18 protein-coding genes are annotated in these 21,877 nt (G+C 57.8%); 11 read left to right on the forward strand and 7 right to left on the reverse strand.

Annotation, left to right across the window (positions count from 1 at the left end; all coding sequences use genetic code 11):
• Positions 1–519: 519 nt before the first annotated feature.
• The 5 genes from EP007_RS14620 to EP007_RS17975 form a co-directional block, all read right to left on the reverse strand.
• Positions 520–2,370 (reverse strand): hypothetical protein, encoded by a 1,851-nt coding sequence (locus EP007_RS14620; protein ID WP_128478356.1) that lies wholly within the window; start codon positions 2,368–2,370, stop codon positions 520–522.
• The gene (locus tag EP007_RS14625) at positions 2,370–5,864 is read right to left on the reverse strand and encodes a DEAD/DEAH box helicase family protein (RefSeq protein ID WP_128478357.1); all 3,495 of its coding nucleotides are present in this window, start codon (positions 5,862–5,864) and stop codon (positions 2,370–2,372) included. The genes EP007_RS14620 and EP007_RS14625 overlap by 1 nt, the downstream gene beginning before the upstream one ends.
• The gene (locus EP007_RS14630; RefSeq protein WP_128478358.1) at positions 5,848–8,016 is read right to left on the reverse strand and encodes a DrmE family protein; all 2,169 of its coding nucleotides are present in this window, start codon (positions 8,014–8,016) and stop codon (positions 5,848–5,850) included. The genes EP007_RS14625 and EP007_RS14630 overlap by 17 nt, the downstream gene beginning before the upstream one ends.
• Positions 8,017–8,180: 164 nt before the next feature.
• The gene (locus EP007_RS17970; protein WP_243700396.1) at positions 8,181–8,519 is read right to left on the reverse strand and encodes a hypothetical protein; all 339 of its coding nucleotides are present in this window, start codon (positions 8,517–8,519) and stop codon (positions 8,181–8,183) included.
• On the reverse strand, positions 8,513–8,824 hold the full coding sequence (locus tag EP007_RS17975; protein ID WP_243700397.1) for a type I restriction-modification system subunit M N-terminal domain-containing protein: 312 nt from the start codon (positions 8,822–8,824) through the stop codon (positions 8,513–8,515). Before EP007_RS17975 ends, EP007_RS17970 begins: the two co-directional genes overlap by 7 nt.
• 149 nt (positions 8,825–8,973) lie before the next feature.
• On the opposite strand from EP007_RS17975, the gene EP007_RS14640 reads away from it, so the two are divergent.
• Positions 8,974–9,231: a hypothetical protein gene (locus tag EP007_RS14640; protein WP_128478359.1), complete on the forward strand. Its 258-nt coding sequence runs from the start codon at positions 8,974–8,976 to the stop codon at positions 9,229–9,231.
• 52 nt (positions 9,232–9,283) lie between these two features.
• Here EP007_RS14640 and EP007_RS17980 read toward each other — a convergent pair whose 3' ends face one another.
• Positions 9,284–9,409, reverse strand: a complete 126-nt coding sequence (locus EP007_RS17980; protein WP_238398280.1) for an antitoxin VapB family protein — start codon at positions 9,407–9,409, stop codon at positions 9,284–9,286.
• Between the two features lie 116 nt (positions 9,410–9,525).
• On the opposite strand from EP007_RS17980, the gene EP007_RS18300 reads away from it, so the two are divergent.
• From EP007_RS18300 to EP007_RS14665, 5 genes are all read left to right on the forward strand, one after another.
• Entirely contained in the window at positions 9,526–9,642 is a 117-nt protein-coding gene (locus EP007_RS18300; protein WP_128478618.1) for a DUF7557 family protein, read from the forward strand.
• Complete coding sequence (locus EP007_RS14650; protein ID WP_128478360.1) at positions 9,639–9,971, forward strand: helix-turn-helix transcriptional regulator; 333 nt, start codon at positions 9,639–9,641, stop codon at positions 9,969–9,971. Before EP007_RS18300 ends, EP007_RS14650 begins: the two co-directional genes overlap by 4 nt.
• Positions 9,971–10,558: a DUF7835 family putative zinc beta-ribbon protein gene (locus EP007_RS18305; protein WP_368408082.1), complete on the forward strand. Its 588-nt coding sequence runs from the start codon at positions 9,971–9,973 to the stop codon at positions 10,556–10,558. The genes EP007_RS14650 and EP007_RS18305 overlap by 1 nt, the downstream gene beginning before the upstream one ends.
• Positions 10,551–11,588: a tyrosine-type recombinase/integrase gene (locus EP007_RS14660; RefSeq protein WP_128478361.1), complete on the forward strand. Its 1,038-nt coding sequence runs from the start codon at positions 10,551–10,553 to the stop codon at positions 11,586–11,588. The genes EP007_RS18305 and EP007_RS14660 overlap by 8 nt, the downstream gene beginning before the upstream one ends.
• A gap of 200 nt (positions 11,589–11,788) precedes the next feature.
• On the forward strand, positions 11,789–12,214 hold the full coding sequence (locus tag EP007_RS14665; RefSeq protein ID WP_128478362.1) for a hypothetical protein: 426 nt from the start codon (positions 11,789–11,791) through the stop codon (positions 12,212–12,214).
• Positions 12,215–12,901: 687 nt separating this feature from the next.
• On the opposite strand, the gene EP007_RS17615 is transcribed toward EP007_RS14665, so the two are convergent.
• Entirely contained in the window at positions 12,902–13,066 is a 165-nt protein-coding gene (locus tag EP007_RS17615) for a hypothetical protein (RefSeq protein ID WP_166035616.1), read from the reverse strand.
• Between the two features lie 124 nt (positions 13,067–13,190).
• On the opposite strand from EP007_RS17615, the gene EP007_RS14670 reads away from it, so the two are divergent.
• The 5 genes from EP007_RS14670 to EP007_RS14685 all read left to right on the forward strand — a co-directional run bounded on the left by EP007_RS14670 (position 13,191) and on the right by EP007_RS14685 (position 21,858).
• Positions 13,191–14,333, forward strand: coding sequence for a zinc metalloprotease (locus tag EP007_RS14670; RefSeq protein ID WP_128478363.1), 1,143 nt, complete (start codon positions 13,191–13,193; stop codon positions 14,331–14,333).
• A gap of 121 nt (positions 14,334–14,454) precedes the next feature.
• Positions 14,455–17,601, forward strand: a complete 3,147-nt coding sequence (locus EP007_RS14675; protein WP_128478364.1) for a type 2 lanthipeptide synthetase LanM family protein — start codon at positions 14,455–14,457, stop codon at positions 17,599–17,601.
• A gap of 245 nt (positions 17,602–17,846) precedes the next feature.
• Positions 17,847–17,996: a hypothetical protein gene (locus EP007_RS17620; protein WP_166035618.1), complete on the forward strand. Its 150-nt coding sequence runs from the start codon at positions 17,847–17,849 to the stop codon at positions 17,994–17,996.
• Positions 17,997–18,211: 215 nt separating this feature from the next.
• Positions 18,212–19,450, forward strand: a complete 1,239-nt coding sequence (locus EP007_RS14680) for an ABC transporter substrate-binding protein (protein ID WP_243700398.1) — start codon at positions 18,212–18,214, stop codon at positions 19,448–19,450.
• Positions 19,447–21,858, forward strand: a complete 2,412-nt coding sequence (locus EP007_RS14685) for a methyl-accepting chemotaxis protein (RefSeq protein ID WP_128478365.1) — start codon at positions 19,447–19,449, stop codon at positions 21,856–21,858. Before EP007_RS14680 ends, EP007_RS14685 begins: the two co-directional genes overlap by 4 nt.
• The last annotated feature ends 19 nt before the right edge of the window (positions 21,859–21,877 follow it).

Raw genomic sequence — 21,877 nt, forward strand, 5'->3', positions numbered from 1 at the left:
GGATGAACGCCGCTAGGCCCGAGGGAGTGCTCAATTTAAGCGTCCGATTTACTGCGAGTCCGAGAGAAAAGATGGACGCGAGGAACAAAATGCCCGCACCGATCCCTAACCAGAGGTACCCGATTGGTAGTATCCATGGGAGAAAAGCGATTAACGCCACGTCATATATTATTGATAAGAAGAGGACAATATAGGCTTCAGAGAACAGATGGCTACTGTCGAATTGACCGAGCGTCCGGAGGGTGTAATTCGTCGAGACGAGTTGAACACTCAAGAAGGTCACTGAGAATACGATCGCCAGGATGCTCGCCTGTGCCGTCGCAATGGTCGTCAATACGAACCTCAGATTACTACTCCTAATATCTAGGAATTCAATACTGTTGATTACGGAGTCGATCAAAGAAGGCACTCGCCCCCCCCAAGCGAGAGACACTAAGCCAACTAAAGTCGGTAGTCCAACCAAGAGCAGGAATGTTAGTTCTTTCCAACGTTCGATTTTCGACCATACCTTACTCATTGTTAGTTGGGTGCTAGGTCTCGGGCAGTTTCGAGGTAGCTATTAAAGTCCCCATCGTAGTACGATCCACCGTAGAGTGGAGCTCGAGAGAGACTGTGGTTTGAGAACTGGCATGAGAGGTTAGAGACGTAGAGACAACCTTCACAGGCGTGACCGTCCTCGTGCTGACAGACGGGATCGTACAAGCACTCGGCTTCTTCACTCCGGATCTGTTCGGCAAGATCCGTAAACCTATCCTCAATAAGGGTGAAGATCGCTCCCAGACTGTAATCTGTATCTGACCGCTTGTAGATGACAAACGAAAGGGGTCGTGGAAGCAGATACTCAACAAGACTATCACGAGAGTACCCAGAGAGAGCATCGATCGCGTTAATCACCACGTGGGAGTAGGAGTGAAGCAACGTCAAGACCGCGTGCCGTACCTCGTTCTCTCGTGTAATGTCGTCGAATCTTGGGATCGGCGATGAGTCCCCCCAAGGGGTAAGTTTTTGTAAGAACCACCGTCGGAGTTCGTGGACGTCGTCCGTATCGACTGTTTCGTCGACTTCAACGAACGGGAGTGATATTAGCCACTCGTAGACCGTCGCTGGGTCGAGTGTGAACTGTACTGCTTCCGCCTCAGCAGTCAAAGCATAGATCTCGGTGCCGTGCTCACCAGAGAACTTCCGTAAGTGGGTGCCGTTGGTGGGTTCATAGTTGAGCCGCGAGTAGCCATAAATCGTAGTCGTGATCGGGAAATTCTCCAGAAGTCGTACCTCAGAAACCCCAAGTTCGTCGCGGGTCTGCAGGAACTCCTCAAGTTTGTCTTCACGATAGACTGTCGCAGATTCTCCAGTGGAGAACTGTGGTGTCTGACTGCTAGCACGCTCCATCAAATCCTCCAGCGTGTGCGAGTACACCTCTGCCTTTTTCGAGTCTTCGTCGAGCGCTTGATATTCGAAGATCTCTTCACTCAATTGTGCCTGTTGATCGGCCGGAATTGCATCCTCAATGAACTCGCGAACTTCCTCTTGTTGTTGCTCGCGTTCTTTTTCGACATCATCCACTGCGGCCTCAACCTCGTCGATGTCCTGCCCAATCTTGTCAAGAGCTTGTTTTATTTTGTCATTGAGTGCTTCATTCGCCGACGCAGGCTGAGACGTAGCGTCTGCTGAAAGGTAATCTATGAGAACGTTCTTCTGGTACTGCGAGTTGTTTTGGATACGTTTGATTTCCTCGCGGTCAGCATTGACGAATGTCGCTCGCTGCGGGTAGAAACACGAGGAGGCTGAGTGAACTTTGACCCGCTGTTCCTGAGCGCTCTTCTCACATTGATAACACTTACCCATGTTTCGGCTGAGCTGTCTCGACTCGCTACCTGGGCCTTCAAGTGTACTCGATGCGAGACCACGGCTACTTCGATTCAATTGATACTCCCCGTTCTCAGGAATGTACAGCGATTCTATCTCCCCACATTTACACACTTGAACGAATTGCACTTGCTCCCGTGCAGTAAACTGGTGACTGCAGGTATCGTGTTCACATCGAAGCGTACCGTTGCGAGCCGACTGCATCTCACTGCGATTGAACTGCGTGAGATAGCCACACGACGGACACTCAAACGTTCGGGGGAATACCTCGAATTCGACAGCCCGAGGTTCGACGATTCGGGTGTTTCCGACATTGAATTCGACGTCGTTCGCCCAATCGCCTAACTGTGCCTCAATCCGTTGAATGAAATACCTGTCCGGGAAAGGATTATCCTGGCGCTGCTTCCGGATGTCGGTCACGCGACCGATGATCCCGGTTTCAGCGTGATCGAACGTATCGTCCTGGAGGAAATTATATAGGATTTGGGACTTGCTTCGCTCCATTAGTCGTCTCCCCCCGTCAATGCTTCAAAGGAATTCCGAGCATCAGTATCAACCCGTATCTCAACCTCCTCACCAATATCTCGAAGACTCCGCATCGGGTCATGTTTGAACGTCGTATAGAACTCCTCCTGGAGATGATCAAGCCAATACTGCCAGTACTCTTCCACTCGATCGGTTACGGACTGTTTGAAGTACTCTTGTTCATCTCCCGACACTTTGCCATCGACCCCATACGCCCGCGACAATACTTCCTCAAAGGAATTCTTCCCAAATTCCGGGTATTGGTCCGGGTTATGTATGACATTTATCAGCTGTTTTGAGCTCTGGACGTTCACGTCGTACTCTCTGTGCATCAATGGACGATAGTACTGGAGAAGGATTGCTTGGAAGAGGCCGGGGAACGTTTTATCTAAGCTAAATCGAGCCCAGCGAGCTACAGACGTCTCCTCGACACTCCGATCTAAATATTCGTGTGTTTTCTCAAAGTACTTGTACCGGTGTCGATCCCGATTATCGATTGGGCTGAACATATCGACCACAAATCCAGGATAGTCACGCCCTACGCGACTGCTGGACTGGATGTACTGGAAGGTACGCCGGGGGAACCCGAAGAAGAACATACTATTGAATCGATCAACGTCGATCCCGTGACTGATGTAGCTTGTCGCTGCCAGTAGATCATGCCGATCCTCGAAGTCCATATTGCGTGACTCCTGGAGTTCTTGAAGCACCCCCGTTGTATCGACGTCAGCAGTCAGTTCAGAGATTTCCAATTCGTTATCGTCATAGCCATCATCCCTTATTTCGCGGCTGATCTGATTTCGGATACTCCGCTTGAACCGGTCTTTTTCTGTCTTCCGGAGGAAATAGATGATACTGAGTTCGTAGAGGTACAGGATTTCCGCCCGCTCTTCGGCAGTAATCTTCCTATCTCCAACGGTCGTTGACAGGAAATCTGTATTGTTCTGTCGGGCGTCACGAATTGCTTCGTGGTACTGCTTGACAATGTCCAAAACGGCGTAAATGTGCGTCTTGTTATTCGGAGTGATGCCATAGAAGGTCCGGAGCCGTTCATCTGGATCGTCTTCCTGAATTTCGCCGTAGTAAGATTCAGTCAGCGACGGGCCTTCCTCTGGGAAGCGGTTCGCATCCTTCAAAAACAACCCTTGCATGAGGCGCTCGTAGGCAGGTGTGTCAGTCACACCCTCCTGGTCAGAAATAGTTGCCGTTGAAGTCACGATCTTGGGTGTCTTACCGTCACTCTTCTTACACAGCTCAAGATACATCGTCTCATAGTGGGAAGCAAACACACCGAGTTCCTCATTGAGAAGGTGGACCTCATCAACCAAGTGCAACGTCGGAATCGGATCTGAAAACTGCGGACCAACTTCCTCAAGTGGGCCACTACACCCTACCGTATTCTTTTCCGAGCACTTCCCAGAATACCCGAACCCATGTTTCTTACATTTAGTAGTGTGATTGCCGAGTAGATTCGCGAATCTCGGATTCGTACCAGTGATTGCGATCTTGTCCAACGTTCCAAGTAACACCGAGGGAACTTTTCGATAGATCTCGTAGTCAGTCACGTACAACGGCAGCTCGTCCACACGACACCCCTCCTCACCTGTTGCGTCGTTCGTACAATAGTGCTTGACTCGATTATTCTGTTGGTTGAACTCGATCTCTACGGGAGAGCCACAATTCGGGCACTCTTCGACACGTTTGCACTTCTCTTTGAGGAGGCCATGATCCTCGTCGAATGTTTTATGAAAGTCATTCGACCGTCCGGAGCTTGGTTTCTCGATTTGGTTCGGTGTTGTCTCACCTCCCACAAAGTATCCGAGTTCGAATCGCTCACCATTGAGGCCTTCACTAGCGTGGAGGTTATTGGCTGCGATGAGTTTCTCGAGGAATCGACCCATTTGTTGTTCGCCCAGAAGAGTCAGCGGGAAGCGAATCCACGCAGTAACCCCTCGCTCCTTGCCCCGTAGTCGATCGAAAAACAAATTGAATAGGATCAACCCGAGGTATGCTTCTGTCTTGCCGCCACCAGTGGGGAACCAGAGGACTTCTGCCTCATTGTGACGAGCGCCATCAATATTTGCGCTGTCCATACGGTCAACGATGGCCGGTAGATTCGATACGATGAAAACGAGTTGGAACGCGTGCCACGAGTCGAACTCCTCCTCGTCTTCGTGGAATGTTCGATTCATCAATCGGAACGCACGCAGTGCGGTCTCTGGATGATTTTCGAGAATATCGATCCCGCGGCTAAAGTTCTCGATTTCGGAATCAAACGCCTGCAGAACACGATCTAACTCGCTGATTTCTTCGTCATTGAGTCCCTCGACAAGTTGGCTGCGCCGACCTCGGCTACTCCTGGCGTCGTCTACATACGCTTGCATGTCGTTACGGATTACCCGCAGGTGTTCAAGGGTGTGTTCAGAGTTTAATTCGCTAAACGCTGTATGCTTCCGGCCCTGGACAGCAGCGTCTGCATTACTAGCGGCTCGATCAGAAACATCATCAGGATATTCGCGGTGCTCAAATCGATAAGTTTGATGCGTCGCAATTTGAGTGGTCGCAAGTGTGCCTGTCGAAGAGGAGTCGTCAAGTGACGCTAACTCTGAGTTGTCGACCGTCGCATTGAGACCTTTCCCCCACAACGTTCGGTCGTACCGGTAGTCCTTCGGGATCGACCGAAACTGGTACTGTTGGAATTCGCCTTCGACCTTAATCCGCTGGTTGAACAAGAACGGACACCACCCATGTGCATCACCATCGCTCGTATTGTAGACTTTGACAGTAATCTCCGTAGGTTCACTTTTCACATCTCGCGTCCGCCGGTCGATTTGACAGCCAACCGACCACGATTGATCGATAGGCGACTCCTCTGCTGCAGCATCACGCAGCCGACTATATCCTCGCTCGGTCAGGTCGCCTTCGGCATCCACTTGACTAGCGATATCAGATAAGTCCGACTCTGGGAATGGAATCCGATCCTCGCACTCTTGCTCGTATTTGTCTGCGATTGCGCTCCGAATCTCGGATTGGAACGTCGATGCGAACTCTGAGACGTCATCTATTGAATCGATAGAGATCGTGGTGGAGATTTCAAACTGCCGGTGGAACTGTTCGTTCGACAAAATTTCAGTAGATAGTTCGATGTTTCTCTCTCGAATTTCATCGATTGTTGGCAGACAGCGATAGTAGACATCACAGGAAAAAGAGAGCTCGTAGTTTGAGCGCTCTGGTGTTGGCTGCCAGCGCAGCCCAATCATCGATGGTCGTGCCTGAGAAAACGGCCCGTCGTCTGACTCCTCATCAGAGTCAATCGACCCAGGAGACAGATTCGCGACGTAGTATTGTGTTTCGGGGCGCCCCCAGCATGTATCCTTCACTTTCCCGGATGCGTAATTGAGCGCACGCTTGAACAGCCCTTCACCGACCTGATAGCATGCTTGAGGGTCGAGATCGTTATTGTTTCCGGACATCCTCCACCTGAACTACTTCAATCTTTTCGCGCAACTCTATAATCCTTTGTCTAACGTCACCATCGACGTCAAGTGATTTGCGAGAATCGAGTTCCCCCGCTATCAGCTTCCTGATCTCCTCACCAACCTGTTCATTGAACTCTCGAATCCACTCAACCGCTGTATTGATTTCATCGTAAACGCCGAGCGCGTCAGGCTGGTAAGCTTCTAAGACACGACGTACGTCTTTCGGGTCTTGTGGTCCGGTTGTTTCTCCAGAGATCCACAGTCGAATCGCGGCTGTCGATTCAATCGACGAGCCATGCTCGTCAAGTGTCGCTTGGATATCCTCAAGGGAGGATTCTTCTCGGGCCGTCCTAAGGATATCTCGCCAGTACTCAACGAGCTGCTCTTTTTCATCGAGATTTCCCCGAGATTTCTCTTTCTCTCTGAGATACTCATAGAAGTCTTGTTCCGCATCCCCTAAGCGAACTATCGAATCACCAGCTTCAATGGTGCGAGCTGGCCGTTTTCTAACTTCATGTGTCGATTTGTTATATGTAGTCAGCCGACGCCCACCCTGGAAGGACTCCTGGAGGCCATTATCGAATGTCACGACGTATGTATCTGGGTCACGTGACTGGCCATCGCTGCTTTCGACAACTGAGGTCTCTTCACGTTGCTCGAGGATGTCTTCAGAGATAGATTCCTTAATATCATCTAAATCGAAGGACACAGTGCCGTGGTCTGAATCGCTATTCACAGTCGACTTAGTCACCTCACCAGATATTGCACTGGGGTCCGTTGGAGAGTCTGCCGTGGATAAATTGAGTCGTTTCTTGATAGGGTCGTACTCTGTTGGGTAACAAAGGATTTTGAGGTCCGCACTGAGCGGGAATTCGAATGCATTTGCGGCGTACGGCATGAGGCCGAGCATGATAAACTGATGTGAGGGCATCGGCTCAAGTTCCGTCGCGTGTTTAATCGAGACGTTTGGGGGTATGGAACGTGATAATTGCTCAACATCGGTCTTGATCGCATTTTTGTGCGTTTCGTTTTTAGTGACGATCGTCACTGGTTTACTCGACTCTGCGGCGTCATTGAGTACCGAATGGAGTGTCGTTCGCTTGAGGTTGTTCTCCGACAGATACTCTATAATTTCCTGGGCGTCATTAGCGAAGGACCCAAGAAGTCCTCGAGCGCTACCGCTGGCAGCTGCTGCTCGCTCTTCGATAGCTTCAATGATTCGCCCGAGTTTGGGTTGGCTATATTTCATTCCAGCAGTAGCATCAAACTGCTGGGGAAGTGCCGCAAGTGCACTCAGTTCTTTGAACAGGCGGCCTGTTCGAACGTAGCCGTCGTATTCGGTTTCGATCTGTTTGTGGAGATGATAGAGGGATTCTAACTTTTCGACGAACGTTTCGTCGCTCAAAATCAGGTACTCGACATCAAAGTCCGAGTTAAGGATCGTCTCGTACCGGCGGACTGGACTCGGATTACTGGCAGTCTCCGATGGTGGCTCGACATCCATTACCCACTCTCGGTTTACAGTGAGCGCATCCGGTAACTTATCACGAACGTCCCGTGCGGCCCAACCTGGATCTACGAAAAACGTATATGAACACACTCGGTGGTGGTCGTTGAAGCCATCGAATTTCAATAAGCTCGATCGCCACTTCTCGTTTCGCAGGTCGACGAATACATTCCCGAAGAGCCACTCATCACCACGGTATTCAAGATCTTCTGGGGATTGCGTTGAATATAATGTGGGTCTATTTTGTTTGAATTTACTAGGTGAGAGTGGCTCTCGACGCATAATCGGCTCATTCTTTGTGCTGGCGGCATGTTGGAATGAGCTGAATCGACCCAGGTAGCCTTGTTTTGCACAAAGCAATGATGGATACGTCTTGTTCATTTCAAACCGGGCGGGGTTGGCTCGAGAGAGAATCTGATAGGTGAAACATGAGAGAAGTGGATAGAGGTCGCCTTGGATGGGACTGACGACGAACGTGACATCTCGATTAGTAATGCCGTTTAGCGTGTATTGGAGGAGTGCACGCTCGGAGTGCCCCAACTGGAGAGGAGCACCCTCGAATTCGACGCGCCCGGATTCGAGCATATTGAGGAGATTGGCGTCGCGTGCTACATCAAATAATTCCTGTGTATCAGCCACTCCTCCAACTATATACTATCCAAATATAAATCATATCATTCAACTGCATTTACCACGACCCCGGAAAGCCACTATCTTCGTGGAATCCTCAACCATGACCGTATTCGGGGGAGTACATAGAGCGCCTGGATCGAGAGTGTTCAATTAGCACTCTAAGACTCGTACTATATCTTCATCAGCAAGGTTATATCACAGCTCGTCCAACCGAGGTGGAGCGACCAGTTCGACGATGAGTTGGACGACCTCGCGAGTTGTGTAGAACTCGTCGCCTTCTTCCCGGCGTCGTCGGCGAACTGCCGAATCAGGTACTCGTAGGCACGGCCGGAACTGTCCGGATCTCTGAGGCCCTCATTCCGGTAGCGATAGGCGGTGAAGTGGTTGACGAGTTTCTTCAGAACCTTATCCGGGAGCCGATCTTTGTCGTTGGAGTCGATACTGCTCAACACACGGTCGGCGAATTCGTCGTTCTCATCTCCGATAGCTTCAAGCGTCTTAGTCAGCATCGCGCCGATGTCGTCCTCCTGCGCGCTAATGCGGTCCGAACGAGTGCGCTTGGAAACTTAAAATTCTTCATGGAGGTCGCGGTCATCCTCGACGATCTCCTCGGGATGTCGTGCCACTCGGCGATCTCCTCAAAGCGGTCTTTCACACGCTTCAGGAACAGTATGCCGAAGATGTAGTTCTTGTAGTCAAAGGCGTTGATACTGCCGCGGAGCAAGTCGGCGGCCTCCCACAGGTAGGTTTCAAGCATGTCAAGATCGAGTATGTCGAGAAGATCCTCCCACCCCAGGGAGCGTCTGTTGACCATCAGTCATCTGGTACGGAGGAACTCCCGCACGACGACGCGCATCGCTACAACAAAAAATCGAAGCTACGCCGACCGGTTCAGCTATAGTTTCACTTTCACTTCGTGCAAGGATTCGAACTTTTACAAGTGGGTTCCTCAGTCCGGCCCAGATGTCTGAGGAAATACGTCTCGAAGACGAGTCAGATCGGTGGAAGTGGGTGTGTCCCAACGGCCATCGCAACTGGGAGCCGACGAACAACCACTTCTGGTGTCCGTCCTGCGCGCGCCACCTCGGCGCGGACGGCGTCTTTCACGGACTCCGGAACAAAGCGACCGGCGAGGTGTACGAGCGCGATAACCTCCGACTGCTGACGCCCGCCGGTCCGTATCAGGACCTCCGGAGCGACCACCGGGAGGGGTCGGCTTGAGAGACCGCTCTGTTGGTGGACCGAAGCGAATTCCGACGACGGTCGAGCGAGACTATTCCTCGTCTTGCTCAAGCAGTCGCTGGATAACGTCGTCAAACGTGTCACCCGGCGCTTTCCGACCGTTCAGTTCCTGCCACGTCTCGGTGCTGACCTGTATCGATGTCACGTCGTCGCTCATTGTCGGAGCAATCGGCGCTGTAGGATATGGGTTTTTGGATGAGGTCAGGAACTGGAGTGCTATAGAACAACAGAACTATAACAATTGAATAATAGTACTATAGTGCTATGGCGGGGATGACAACCGTGTCCGTCTCAACGGACACATGGAAACGGCTGAATCGTGCGAAAAAACCCCGAGAATCCTTCGATGACGTACTCCAGCGACTGATGCGCGAGGAGGGGTCCGCATGAACGCCAGCGCCGGAGTCCGCTTCGCGGACCTTCACGCGTTCGAGCGCGATCTTCTCTACGCGGTTCGCGGGCTGGAGCGCAACGGCAACGCCCCGAAGGGCCTCGCAGTGAAGGACCTGCTCGAAGCCGAGTACGACGAGGAACTGAACCACTCGCGCCTCTACCAGAACCTCGACGGTCTCGCCGAGCGCGGGCTTCTGACGAAGGGCAAGAAGGACGACCGGACGAACGAGTACGCGACGACCGCGACCGCGCGTGACCTCTTGGAGTCGCGCACCGAGCGCCGTGCCGAACAGGTGGGTCTCACGACCAACGGAGGTGACGTTTGATGCGGCGTCCACCACTCGACCGCGGGCGCGGCGTCGCCACCGACGGCGGGACTACGACCGAGGAGGACGAACCGGAAGTCACCGCCGAGTGGCTGGAAGGGCGGTACTTCTGTTACCCCATCGAGTGCGGCGTCTGCGGCGACCAACTCGCAGGACCCGAGGAGAACGGCGTCATCGGACGCGGCGACGCGCTCGCTATCGACGCCGACGGTCACACCGTCTGCCAGCACCACACCGACGAGATTCACTTCGTCGTCGCGGGCGTCTACGCCCACGGCGGGGGCACACCCTGCAAGACGAACCGTTCGTTCCGGCCCGAGGACGTAGTGACCGTCCGGGCAAGGAACGACGAAAACGACCGACTCGTCACCGACGGCGGTATCGTCAAGACTCCGGATACCGACACCCCGGCCGCGTACTCGGAACTCACCGAGGAGTGCGCCGAGTGCGAGCGCGAGACGGCCCACGAGGTCGCCGTCGAGATCCGGACCGAGAACCCGGACTCGCGGGCCTCGCGCGAACCGTACCGTGTCACGGAGTGCGGCGTTTGTGGCGCGACCGAGGAGGTGCGACTGAACAATGCCTGACCGAAACTCCCGCCGCGACCTCTCGCCGGTCGAGGCCGCCGAGCGGTTCATCGCCCGGCGCGAGAACGAGAACGCCTCCCGGACGGTCCGGAGTTACCGGAATCGCCTGAACGATTTCGTCCACTGGGCCGACGAGAACGAGGTCGAAACCATGCGCGAACTCGACGGGTGGCTCATCGACGAGTACACGCGCTACGTCCAGAGTGACGGTAACGCGCCGACGACCGTCAAGGGCAAGCTCTCGGCGCTCCGGCAACTCCTCGAATACTGCGTCTCCATCGAGGTCGCCGACGAGGGCCTGCCCCAGAAAGTCGAGATACCCTCGCTCTCGCGCAGCGAGGAGACCAGCGACGAGAAGCTGGACAGCGACGACGCGCGCCAGTTGCTCTCGTTCTTCCGGGACTCGACCAAGCATTACGGGACTATCCAGCACGTCATTCTGGAACTCGTCTGGCACGTCGGCGGGCGAATCGGTTGCTTCCGCGCGCTCGACTTAGAGGACTGGCACCCCGACGAGCGGAAGCTTGAGTTCCGCCACCGACCGCCCACGCGGTTGAAGAAAGAGGAAGAACACGAGCGCAACGTCTTGGTGGCCGAGCCGGTCGCCGAGGCCCTACAGTTCTGGGTCGAGCGCGAGCGCCCGAGCAAGCGCGACGAGAACGGCCGGAATCCGTTGCTCACGACGAACCACGGCCGGGCTTCGGAGTCCTCGATTCGGTGCTGGGCGTATCAAGCGACCCAGCCGTGCCTCTACACGGCCTGTCCGCACAACCGGAAGCGCGACACCTGCGAGTTCACCCAGCGCGTGAAGTCCTCGCGGTGTCCGTCGAGTCGGTCGCCCCACGCGATTCGGACCGGCTCGATTACGTGGCAACTCAACTGCGGCATCTCGTACATCCGCGTGGCGAAGCGCGTCGCCGCGGAACCCGAGACCATCCGGCGTTACTACGACAAGCCCAACTACGACGAGGAGTTGGAGCGCCGCCGACCGGACACCGAGGACCTCGACGTTCTCGACGCACCGTTCTGACAATCGACCGACCCCCGACTTTCCACCCATGAGAGAAACTTCCCCTAATCGACCAGAATCGACAGACGAGAGTACGGCTTCACAACTAGTCCAGCGCCCTCCGACCCCATACCATTTAAAAGTAAACCAGCAGTCTTTGCTGGTTTTACTCCACCACGTTCTGCGAGTAGTAACGCTGTTCTGAATCGGGGGTGGTCCGCGTGAGTTCTGGAAACCCAGCAGACGACTACCTCTCGGTCTGTCGGTTCTGCAGAGGCTACATCGACGCCGAACAGTCGGCGGCCCGCAAGTACGACTGTCGAGTCGTCGGCGAGCGCAAGACGTACGTCGATCTCGTCTCCGAGGAAAACGGGACCTACTACCAGTGCAAGAGCGCGGTCTACAGGGACGAGAGCGGGTATCCGGGGGTCCTCCGGTTCAACCTCCATCACCTCCGGTCGCTCCGGCGCGAGAGCCACCAGTGCGGCGTCGTCGTCGTGCTGTACTCCTCGGTGGGTTCGGACGGGTCGAACCTGCTGAAGATTACGCGCGTGTTGGTCTCGGAGGTGTTGGAGGTCGTGGACGGGCGTTGGTACCCCGAGACCGATGAGTACGAGGTACCTTGGCCTATACTTATCCAGTATTAAATTTTTAGAAACCTTGACTACTGTAATAGAAGCAGCCAATTTTAGACAGACAGGCTAACGATAAATCCATTAACCTCGAATCCAAACAATACAATGGTGTACGGTTAGCACCCGGCGATATCATACGTCGTAAGAAAGGATACTTGATACGGATGACCGAGCTTGCTTCTGACATCCCGTTGACCACGATGCTCGTGGTCTGTGGCACTGTCCTCCTACTAGCGGGCGTCCCCCTCGGTCGAGACTTGATCACTCTCGCTGTGGGAATTTGCGTCGGCGAGTCGGAGAAATAAGGGCCCGGCGGTTCCGCCGGTCTCCATTCATAAGCAAGCTCGGGTCCTAATTCTCGTTATTAAGCATTTTTACTATCGAAAAGATACTTCTACAAAGTTGATTTTAAAAGGATACTGTGACCGGATGACCGAGCTGCCTTTTAGGGCTCGGAGTTCCGCCGGTCTTACGGATTGAGCTTGCTAGGACATCCCTTACAGAGCTACGAATGCTCGCTTAATGGATCGAGCAGCGCTGCAAGAGATACCATCATTTCTACCATTTTTGCCTCTCTACGGAGGAATGCATGATAAAGCACCTTTCGGCACAGTGTTGCACCCTCTTTGGAGAGGCAGATGGAATTTCTCCAAGGAGAAAAATAAGTCTGACGCAATCACACCGGCTATTGACATTAAATCATCCTCTTTCGCCGATAGACCTCTCTAACTCGGCTTCAACAGGCAAATCCTCGGTATCCAGCACCTCGGCAATCTCCTCGGACGTGACGCTGCCCTGTCGTTCCGCCGTCGCTATCAACTCCTCGAACGCGCCCTTCGGGACGGTCACGCTATCCCCGGCCATCTTGATGTAGAACTCGGCCGCTCAATCTATCGCCTTGCTCTTGATGTTCTTGTCCCCCACCGAACTCGTAACACTCCGCCCACCGCCATCTTGATGTATTCGCTCTACAGAGCGTGGCGTAAGCATGCCCACCATGCGGACGCTCGCCGTCGTCGCACTCGTCGTTCTCGCGGGGTGCAGTGGCCCGTTGCAGGAGTCCGCGACGACCACGGCGGTACCGGACACGGCGACGGCGACGACGCCGCCTGTAACAACCTCGACGTTCGATACGGGGACGACAGTCAGAGCTACGACTACGACGCCGACCACGACCCCGACGCCGACCGCCTCCACGACCACGATAGAACAGCGACCCGCAGACAATCCGTGGGGCAGGCAGAAGGTGACAGTCGCGGTCCGGAACACGGCCGACCAGTCGCGGGACATCGCGCCGCTTGTCGAGCAGACGCTGGCGTACTGGAACGGCGAGGGGAGCGAGTACGCGGGCTACGAGGTCACGTTCGTTCGGGCGACGAACCCCCGCGACGCGGACATCGTCGTGGAGTCGGTCGATGAAGTCACCGAGTGTGACGGCGAGGACACGGACTCAGCGGTCGGTTGCGCACCGCTCCTCGACGCGCGGTCAACGCCGGAAACGCCCGCTCGCGTCGAGGTCGTCGCGGGCTACTCGAACGAATCGACGCGGACGATTCTCCGACACGAGTTCGGTCACGTCCTCGGCATCGAACACGGCGAGGAACCGATGCCGACGATGCAAGCGATCTCGTCGTTCACCTACCTGTCGCAACCGGACCTCGCCGACCGAGCGGTGCCGTGGAAGAACGACACGCTCGCGGTCCACATCGACCTGTCGGGGCTTCCCGGCCACGACCGCGACGCGGCCCGCGAACAGGTCCGACACGCGCTGGACTACTACGAGTCAGGTGCTGACGGTGCGGTCCCGAGCAACGTCTCGTTCGAGCGAACGTCGAACCGGTCGGCGGTAGACGTGCGAATCGACTTCCCGGACGACCCCTTCGACTGCGGGAGCGAGCGCGTGCGAGAGGGGTCGTGCGGGTCGGCGTGGACGTACGACACCGACACTGACGACGCGCCCGAATACTTCGCGCAGTACGATATCCGCGTCCGTGGTCTCGAAACCGAGGCAGTCGGCTGGCACGTTGGCTACTGGCTGGCGAACGCGCTGGGTCTCGGCGAGGACGAACTCCCGGCACCGTTCGTCGATGCGGGCCGCGACGACCGGCGCGGGGAGTGGTGGACAACCTGATCGGGGACTCACGGACGATTGCGCTCTTCCTCGTAAATTTCGACGCCATCGGCTTTGCTCGAACGTTTGGGTGCGAGGATAACAACCCTTAACACATCGTGCGCCCGGCATCGTGTATAGAATGAGACCTGTGTTCACCGAGGAGGAACGGCATGAGATTGCCGGGCGCGCCCGAACGCTTGCGGAACGTCTCGACGGTCCGGCCAACACTGTCGGGTCGTCGCCGCCTATCGCCCCCGAGGAAGTCATCGAGGAGTGGCGACGGCGCTTCCCGAACGACGAGGCGTTTCGCGCTCGCCTCGCACGCGATGGTCTCACGGAGGCGGCGGTCCGCGAGCAGATCGCGGCGACCCGTTGGCCCGCCGACGAGCCGGTGCCCGACTGGCTCGACACCCTGTCGAGTTTGGTCCGTCACGTCGAGACGAGTTCGGCCGACGACCGGAACGCCGTCGCCACTCCCGACGAGACTCCGTTCGGGGAACTGCTCGCCGCAATCGCTGGCTTCGCCCGCGAACGGCGTCCTGAATCGGTCGTTCCGGCGACCGCGGTATCACCGATGGAGAAACACCTCGTAGGCCGACTCCGGTCGCTGTGCGTCCGGGCGCTGTACGTCGAGTTCAAGAGTTTCGTCGAGGTTCACGACTCGGAACTGGCGGCGACGAGTCCCGAGACCGTGTCCGACCCCTCGACGGAATACTACGACCGGTTTATCTCGGCGATGATCGACGGCGGGTTCAAAAATCTGTGTCTTGAGTACCCGGTCCTCGCGCGGCAGTTAGTGGTCCTGCTTGAGGACTGGCAGAGCGCCGTCGCGGAACTGTGCCGCCGATTGGAGACCGACCGGGAATCGCTCCACCAGCGGTTCGAAGTCGCCGGTTCCGTGACGGCCCTTGAACCGTTGACCACGGATACACACGCTGGCGGCCGAGTTCCGGTGCGAGTCTCCTTCGAGGAGGGGAGCGTCGTCTACAAACCGCGGCCGGTCGATGGCGAGAATGCGCTCTACACGATTCTGCACCGACTGGACGACCGTCTCTCGACCCCGCAGTTCGAGACTCCCTCGCTGCTCGCGCGCGAGGAGTACGGATGGATGGAACTGGCCGAGTACCGCGACCTCCCCGAAGCGTCCGCCGCCGACCGCTACTACGAGCGGGCGGGGACGTTGCTGTGTCTCGCGTACGTTCTCAACGCGACCGACTGTCACTACGAGAACGTCATCGCCGACGGCGAGATACCGACGATAGTTGACGGTGAGACAGTGTTTCACCCCCACGTCGAGTCGGACGCGAAGCCGTTCGAGACCGAAGCCAGCGCTGTGATCGACCGGTCGGTCCTGCTGTCGGTGTTGTTGCCTTTCTCCGTCGGCGACCCCCGCGAATCACACGGCGGGCGATTCGCCGACAAGGTCGCCGGATTCGGAAGCGATAGCGAGCAGACGCCGCTCCCGAACCGATCCACGCCCGCTATCGAGGCGGTCAACACGGACGTGATGTCCGTCGAGATGGAGTCCGTAACCGTTGACCCGAGTACGAACACGCCGACCGAGGGGAGTTCCGACCGACCGCCGGAAGACCATGTGGACGCCCTGATTCGAGGTTTCGAGGAGACCTACGAGAAGATACGCGAGTTACACGCCGACGGTCGGTTTCGCTCCGAGATCGCCGACCCGGAACTCGTCGAGGCGGTCGAAACGCGACTGCTCTACCGGTCAACCGGCCGGTACGCGTCGGTCCTCCGGTCGGCGGCCGCTCGGGACCCGCTGCGGGACGGCGCTCGACTGACAGTCGAGTTCGAGGATCTCGCGGTGCCGTTTTTCGACGGTACCGTCGAGTCGGATCGACTCTGGCCGATGTACGCGTCCGAGCGACGTTCGCTCCGGAACCTCGACGTGCCGAGATTCGCGGCGCGCGCGGACCGACCGGCGGTTTTTCATCGGGGGGAGCAACTGGACGTTACCACCGACAGTACGGGGTACGACTTCGTCCGCCAGCGACTCGACACGATGGACGGAACCGACCGGCGACGCCAGACGTGGCTGATTCGGCAGGCGCTCGGTGGGGTAACGGCGGCCGAAGGAGCGCCACCGCCCGCGGGTGACGCCTCCGCGGAGCGATTCCGGCGGGAAGCAATCGACCTGTTCGACGGCGTGGTTGACGCGATGGTTGAGGCGGGGGACGACGCCAGTTGGGTCTCTATAGTTCCTCAGTCGGGAATCAACCTCTACCCGGCCGACCATTCGCTCTTCTGGGGTGCGGGCGGCATCGCGCTGACCGCGACCGCACTGTACGATGCGACCGGTCGGGAACGCTACCGGCACCTCGTCGAAGAGACGCTATCCCCGGTCGTCGAGGATGTCACCGACGGGCCCATTTCGGCGGGCCACGGCGGAACGCAGGGAATCGGCTCCGTCATCTACGTCCTCTCGGTCGTCGCGGAACTCCTCGGCGACGACCGGTATCGAGACGCCGCTCTCGCGGCGGCGGAGACAATCACGTCCGACAGCGTTGCCGACGCCGACTCGCTCGATGTCGTGGACGGCGTCGCGGGGACGCTACTGGGCCTGCTCGCGTATCACGAACGGTACGGCGGCGCTGGCATCCTCGACCGAGCGGTCGAGTGCGGCGAGCGATTGCTCGACGCGCGGACCGAAGTCGAGGGGTATCTCGTCTGGGAGACCACCGACGAGGAGATACCGGCTACCGGCTTTGCACACGGCTCTACCGGCATCGCGTACGCGCTCGCCAGACTGGCCGCGGCGACGAACGACGCGCGATACGCCGAGGCGGCGCGCGAGGCACTTGACTTCGAGGCGTCGCTGTACTCGTCGTCTCGCAACAACTGGCCCCAATCCGCCGCAGGAGACGCCTATCAGGACCGATGGTGTCACGGACGGACGGGGATGGCGCTCGGCCGAGTAGCTATCGGAGAACTGCTCGATGACGACGCGCTCGTCGCGGACGCGGCCGACGCACTGGCCGAGACCGGAACCGACGAGCCATCCCATCTCGATAATCTCTGCTGTGGGAACTTTGGCCGCGTCGAAGCTCTACTGGTCGGTTCACGTCGCGCTGGGTGTGACGAGTCGCTCGCGGTCGAACTGGCGAGGCGGTGTCTCGCTCGTCGGGACCGCGACGGCGCACTCTCGCTGCCCGCACACTCTCGAGAGTTCGTGAATCCGACGTTCTTCGACGGCGTCGCCGGGCCGTCGTACGCGCTTCTCCGCCTCCGAAATCCCGACACGTTGCCCTGTGTGCTCCTGTTAGAGTGATTGTCGAATCGAGTTTTTCGGGTTCGTACCGGACGCTTCGGAGCCGAAGTCCTCTTGACCGCAACGAAACGCGAGAACTGACATATCAGATTAACTAGCCCGGTTAGTATATTAAATCGTAAGTTTAGATGCGCGTATAGAATATTGTTCACAGTGAATAAGCTACATAAAACAATGGTTCTATTACATATGTATGTGATACAATAAAAAGTTTTAATATTTAATGGCTTATAATTCCAATTGCGATGTCTGTTGCAATTGACACTGACGCTGGCAGCAAGGAAGAGTACGACAACGAGTTCACCGTGTCCCCGTCCACCGACGAGGCACCCGAGCAGGAAGCGCATCACCGCGACGGTTGCGGTTTCACCTGTAGCCCGTTCTCCAGCTGGTAACCGTTCGAAACCCGTTCCTTTTTTGCGAGATGTGACAACCGTATTCCGGATACCAGTGGATCTATCGAGTCCGGCCGACAGATGACGTATCGGCGGTCGTCCGGAGAGAACCTAGATATAGTTTGCGTATTGCAAATGGGATATAAGACTAATACCGCTAGAAAATGTATCCCGCCGAAACGATTATATAATAGATTTAGTAAACCTCCGTACGAATGGCATCAGACCTATCGAGGAGGAAATACCTCAAATACACTGCCGGTTCGCTACCGATGGCGACCGGTCTCTCGGGGTGTCTCGGTTCGCTCGGGTCGTCCCCGATTCGGCTGGGAACCATCCTGCCGCTGTCGTCGTCCACGTTGGGTCCCATCGTCCAGGACCATCTCGCGGCGGTCGAACAGGCCGTCGCCGACCTCAACAGCGCGGGTGGCCCGCTCGGACGGACCGTCGAACTCACCGTCGAGAAGACCGACGGCACTCCCGAAGAGACAAACGCGGCGTTCGACTCGCTCGTCGAGGAGGGCGTCGCCGGACTCGTCGGACCGCTCACATCGGGCAACTCGCTGTCACTCGCGGACCGACTCGCCGAAGAGCGAGTGATGAGCGTCAGCCACTCCGCGACGAACCCGAAACTCGAAACGGCGGGGACGGCCGAGAAAACGAAGTATTTCGGCCGGACGATAGCGAACGACGCCCAGCAGGCGACCGTGATGGCGAAAATCCTCGAAGGTGAACGATACATCGACGCCGAGACGGCCGCGATACTCTACGTTGACAACGCGTTTGGCGGCGGACTCGCCGACGAGATCGAGCGAGCCACGTCCGACGTGGAAACGGTCCGGATACCGTTCGACGGCGGGAAGGACTCGTACTCCGCGGAGGTCGGCGCGCTGATGGAGACCGACGCGGACGCCGTCGCGTTCGTCAACGTCCCCGGAAACAACACGGTTATCGAAGCCCTCGGAAAGAGCGAGTACGACGGGCAGGCGGTGCTATCGACGGGGTATCTGACTGGCGATATCCCCGACTACATGGACGGCATGTACAGCGCGTCGGTCGCGGAAGCCAACACCACGGGCGAAGTGACCCTCCGCCAGAAACTGCGCGACATCGAACCGTTGAGAGCCTACACGCTCCAGGGCTACGACGCGCTGTTCTTGCAGGCGCTCGCCATCGAGCGCGCCGGAGAAGCTAGTGGGACGGCGATCAGCGAGAACCTGCGCGCGGTGTCCGGTGGCCGAGGCCACACCGTCTCGGTCGATGACTTCGAGCGCGCCGCGAACCTGTTCGAGGCGGGACGCGAGGTGAACTATCAGGGTGCGTCGAGCAGCGTCGATCTGAACGAGAACCTCGAACCGCTCAACCCCTACATCGTCGAGCGAGTCGAGGACGGAACGGTGAGGCAACTAGAGCTACTGCAGGAGTCGTACTTCGAGGGAGGGCAAGGACAATGACCAAACCGAGCCGGAAGTGGCTGGACGAACTCACGACCCGCATCGAGGGACTGTTACCCGCGCGAATCCGGCGGAGCTACTCGGCAAAGTTCGGTGCGGTGTTACTCGGGGTGTTGGTCCTCATGCTCCTTGTCGGGGCCTACGTGCAGCTACAGTCGGGTGCCATCGTCCGCGAGGACACCCGCACACAGATCAGCGGGACCGCGGACAGCGAGGCCGAAGCGTTGCAAAAGTGGGTCACGAAACAGCGCTCCACGACGCGGTTCCTCGCGGACATGGTCGGTCGAAATATGTCCGCGACCGAGCGCCAAGCGCTCGTCGAGCAGGAGTTCATCGACTTGCCGAGCGAGGCGCAGGCGATTCATTACGTCGATACCGAGAGCGGCGAAATACTGGCGAGTACGACGGATAGCTCGGTCGGGACGACGCCGAGCGCGTCGGACGTTGGCTGGGCCGGAGACTCGCTGTCGTTCGACTCGCCGAACGAGGTGGTCGTCTCCGCGCCGTACGAAGTCGGCGACGAACCGGTCGTCGCGTTCGCCACGCCGACCGGCGAGTCCGGCCGACTGCTCGTCCTGACCGCCTCGCTCGCCGAGCGGTCCCACGAACTCTCCTCGCCGATGGCGACCGGCGACATCAAGGTCGTGAACGGCGAGGGAACGATACTCTTCGACAACCGGAACAATCGACTGCTCGAACCCTACGAGGGCGATTCGAGCGCCATCGAGCAGGGACTGGTCGGGGAGAGTGGCATTAGCGAGATGCCGATTCTACCGAGGTTGGACAACAGCGGGAACGTCCGTGCCTACACGCCGGTCGTCGGCACCGATTGGGTGCTGACGTATCGCGTTCCGACCAGCGACGCGCTCGCGGTCCAGTCGAAGGTCATCGAGAACATCCTGCTGATGGTGTTCGCCACGACGTTGGGGCTGGCGCTCGTCGGAATTACCATCGGGCGCGGCACCGCGAAGTCCCTCGCCAAGGTCGCGGACACCGCCGACGAGATCGCCTCGGGGAAACTCGATGTCGATCTCCCCGACACGACGCGGGACGACGAGATGGGCCAACTGTTCACGTCGTTCGAGTCGATGCAGCGGTATCTGAACACGGTCGCGGACCAAGCCGACGCGCTGGCAAACCAGAACTTCGACGCGGCCGCGTTCGACGAGTCCGTTCCGGGGACGTTCGGCGAGTCCTTAGAGCAGATGCGCCACGACCTCGAAGAGATGCTGACGAACATCGAACAGGCGCGCGCAGAGGCCCAGAACGCCAAGGCCGAGGCCGAGGAGATGAACGACGCGCTCGAACGCAAGGCCACCGAGTTCGGCAAGGTGATGGAGCGCGCGGCCGACGGCGACCTGACACAGCGCATGGACACCGACAGTCCGACCGAAGCGATGACCGAAATCGCCGAGGAGTTCAACGCGATGATCGCGGAACTCGAAACCACCATCGCGGACGTGAACCAGTTCGCCGAGACCGTCGCGGCGTCAAGCCAAGAAGTCACCGCGAGTACCGCGGAAATCGAGGACGCGAGCCAGCAGGTCAGCGAGTCAACGCAGGTGATGTCGTCGGCCGCCGAGGAACAGTCCGAGCGCCTCGATAGAACTGCCGGGGAGATGAACGACCTCTCGGCGACCATCGAGGAGGTCGCGGCCTCCGCCGACCAAGTTGCGAAGGCGGCGACCCACACCGAGGAGTTGGGCCAGCAGGGCCGCGAGGCCGCACAGGACGCAATCGACGAAATGCGGCGAATCGAGAAGGGGACCGAATCGACGGTCGAACAGATGGAGGAGTTGGAGTCCGACATCGCCCGCATCGGCGAAGTCGTCGAACTCATCCGGTCCATCGCCGAGCAGACGAACATGCTCGCGCTGAACGCGAACATCGAGGCCGCCAACACCGGCGGTTCCAGCGACGGGTTCGAGGTCGTCGCAAACGAAATCAAGGACCTCGCCAACGAAACCAAGGAGGCGGTCGGCGACATCGACGACCGCATCGAGGACATCCAGTCCGGCGCGACCCAAACCGCCGAGGACGTTCGGGAAACCCGCGACGCGGTCTCCGGGGGTGCCCAGACGGTCCGCGAGGCCCAAGCGGCCTTGGAGGAAATCGTGGACAACGTCGAGGAGACGACCGACGGCGTCCGCGAAATCAGCGACGCGGCCGACGACCAGTCGATGACGACCCAGGAGGTCGTCGGGATGGTCGATGAGATAACGGACATCAGCGACGAAACCGCCGACGAGGCCACCAACGTTGCCGCCGCGGCCCAAGAGCAGACCGCCTCGCTCCAAGAGGTGTCCAGAAGCGCCGACGACTTGGCGGAGAAAGCCGAATCGCTTGCGGCCACGGTTGACCGGTTCGAGGTCCACCGCGAGCAGACCCCGAGCGCGACCCAAGACTGAGACGGCCCGCTCTCGCGGC

The organism is Halorussus pelagicus (assembly GCF_004087835.1).
In the GTDB taxonomy this organism is placed as follows: domain Archaea; phylum Halobacteriota; class Halobacteria; order Halobacteriales; family Haladaptataceae; genus Halorussus; species Halorussus pelagicus.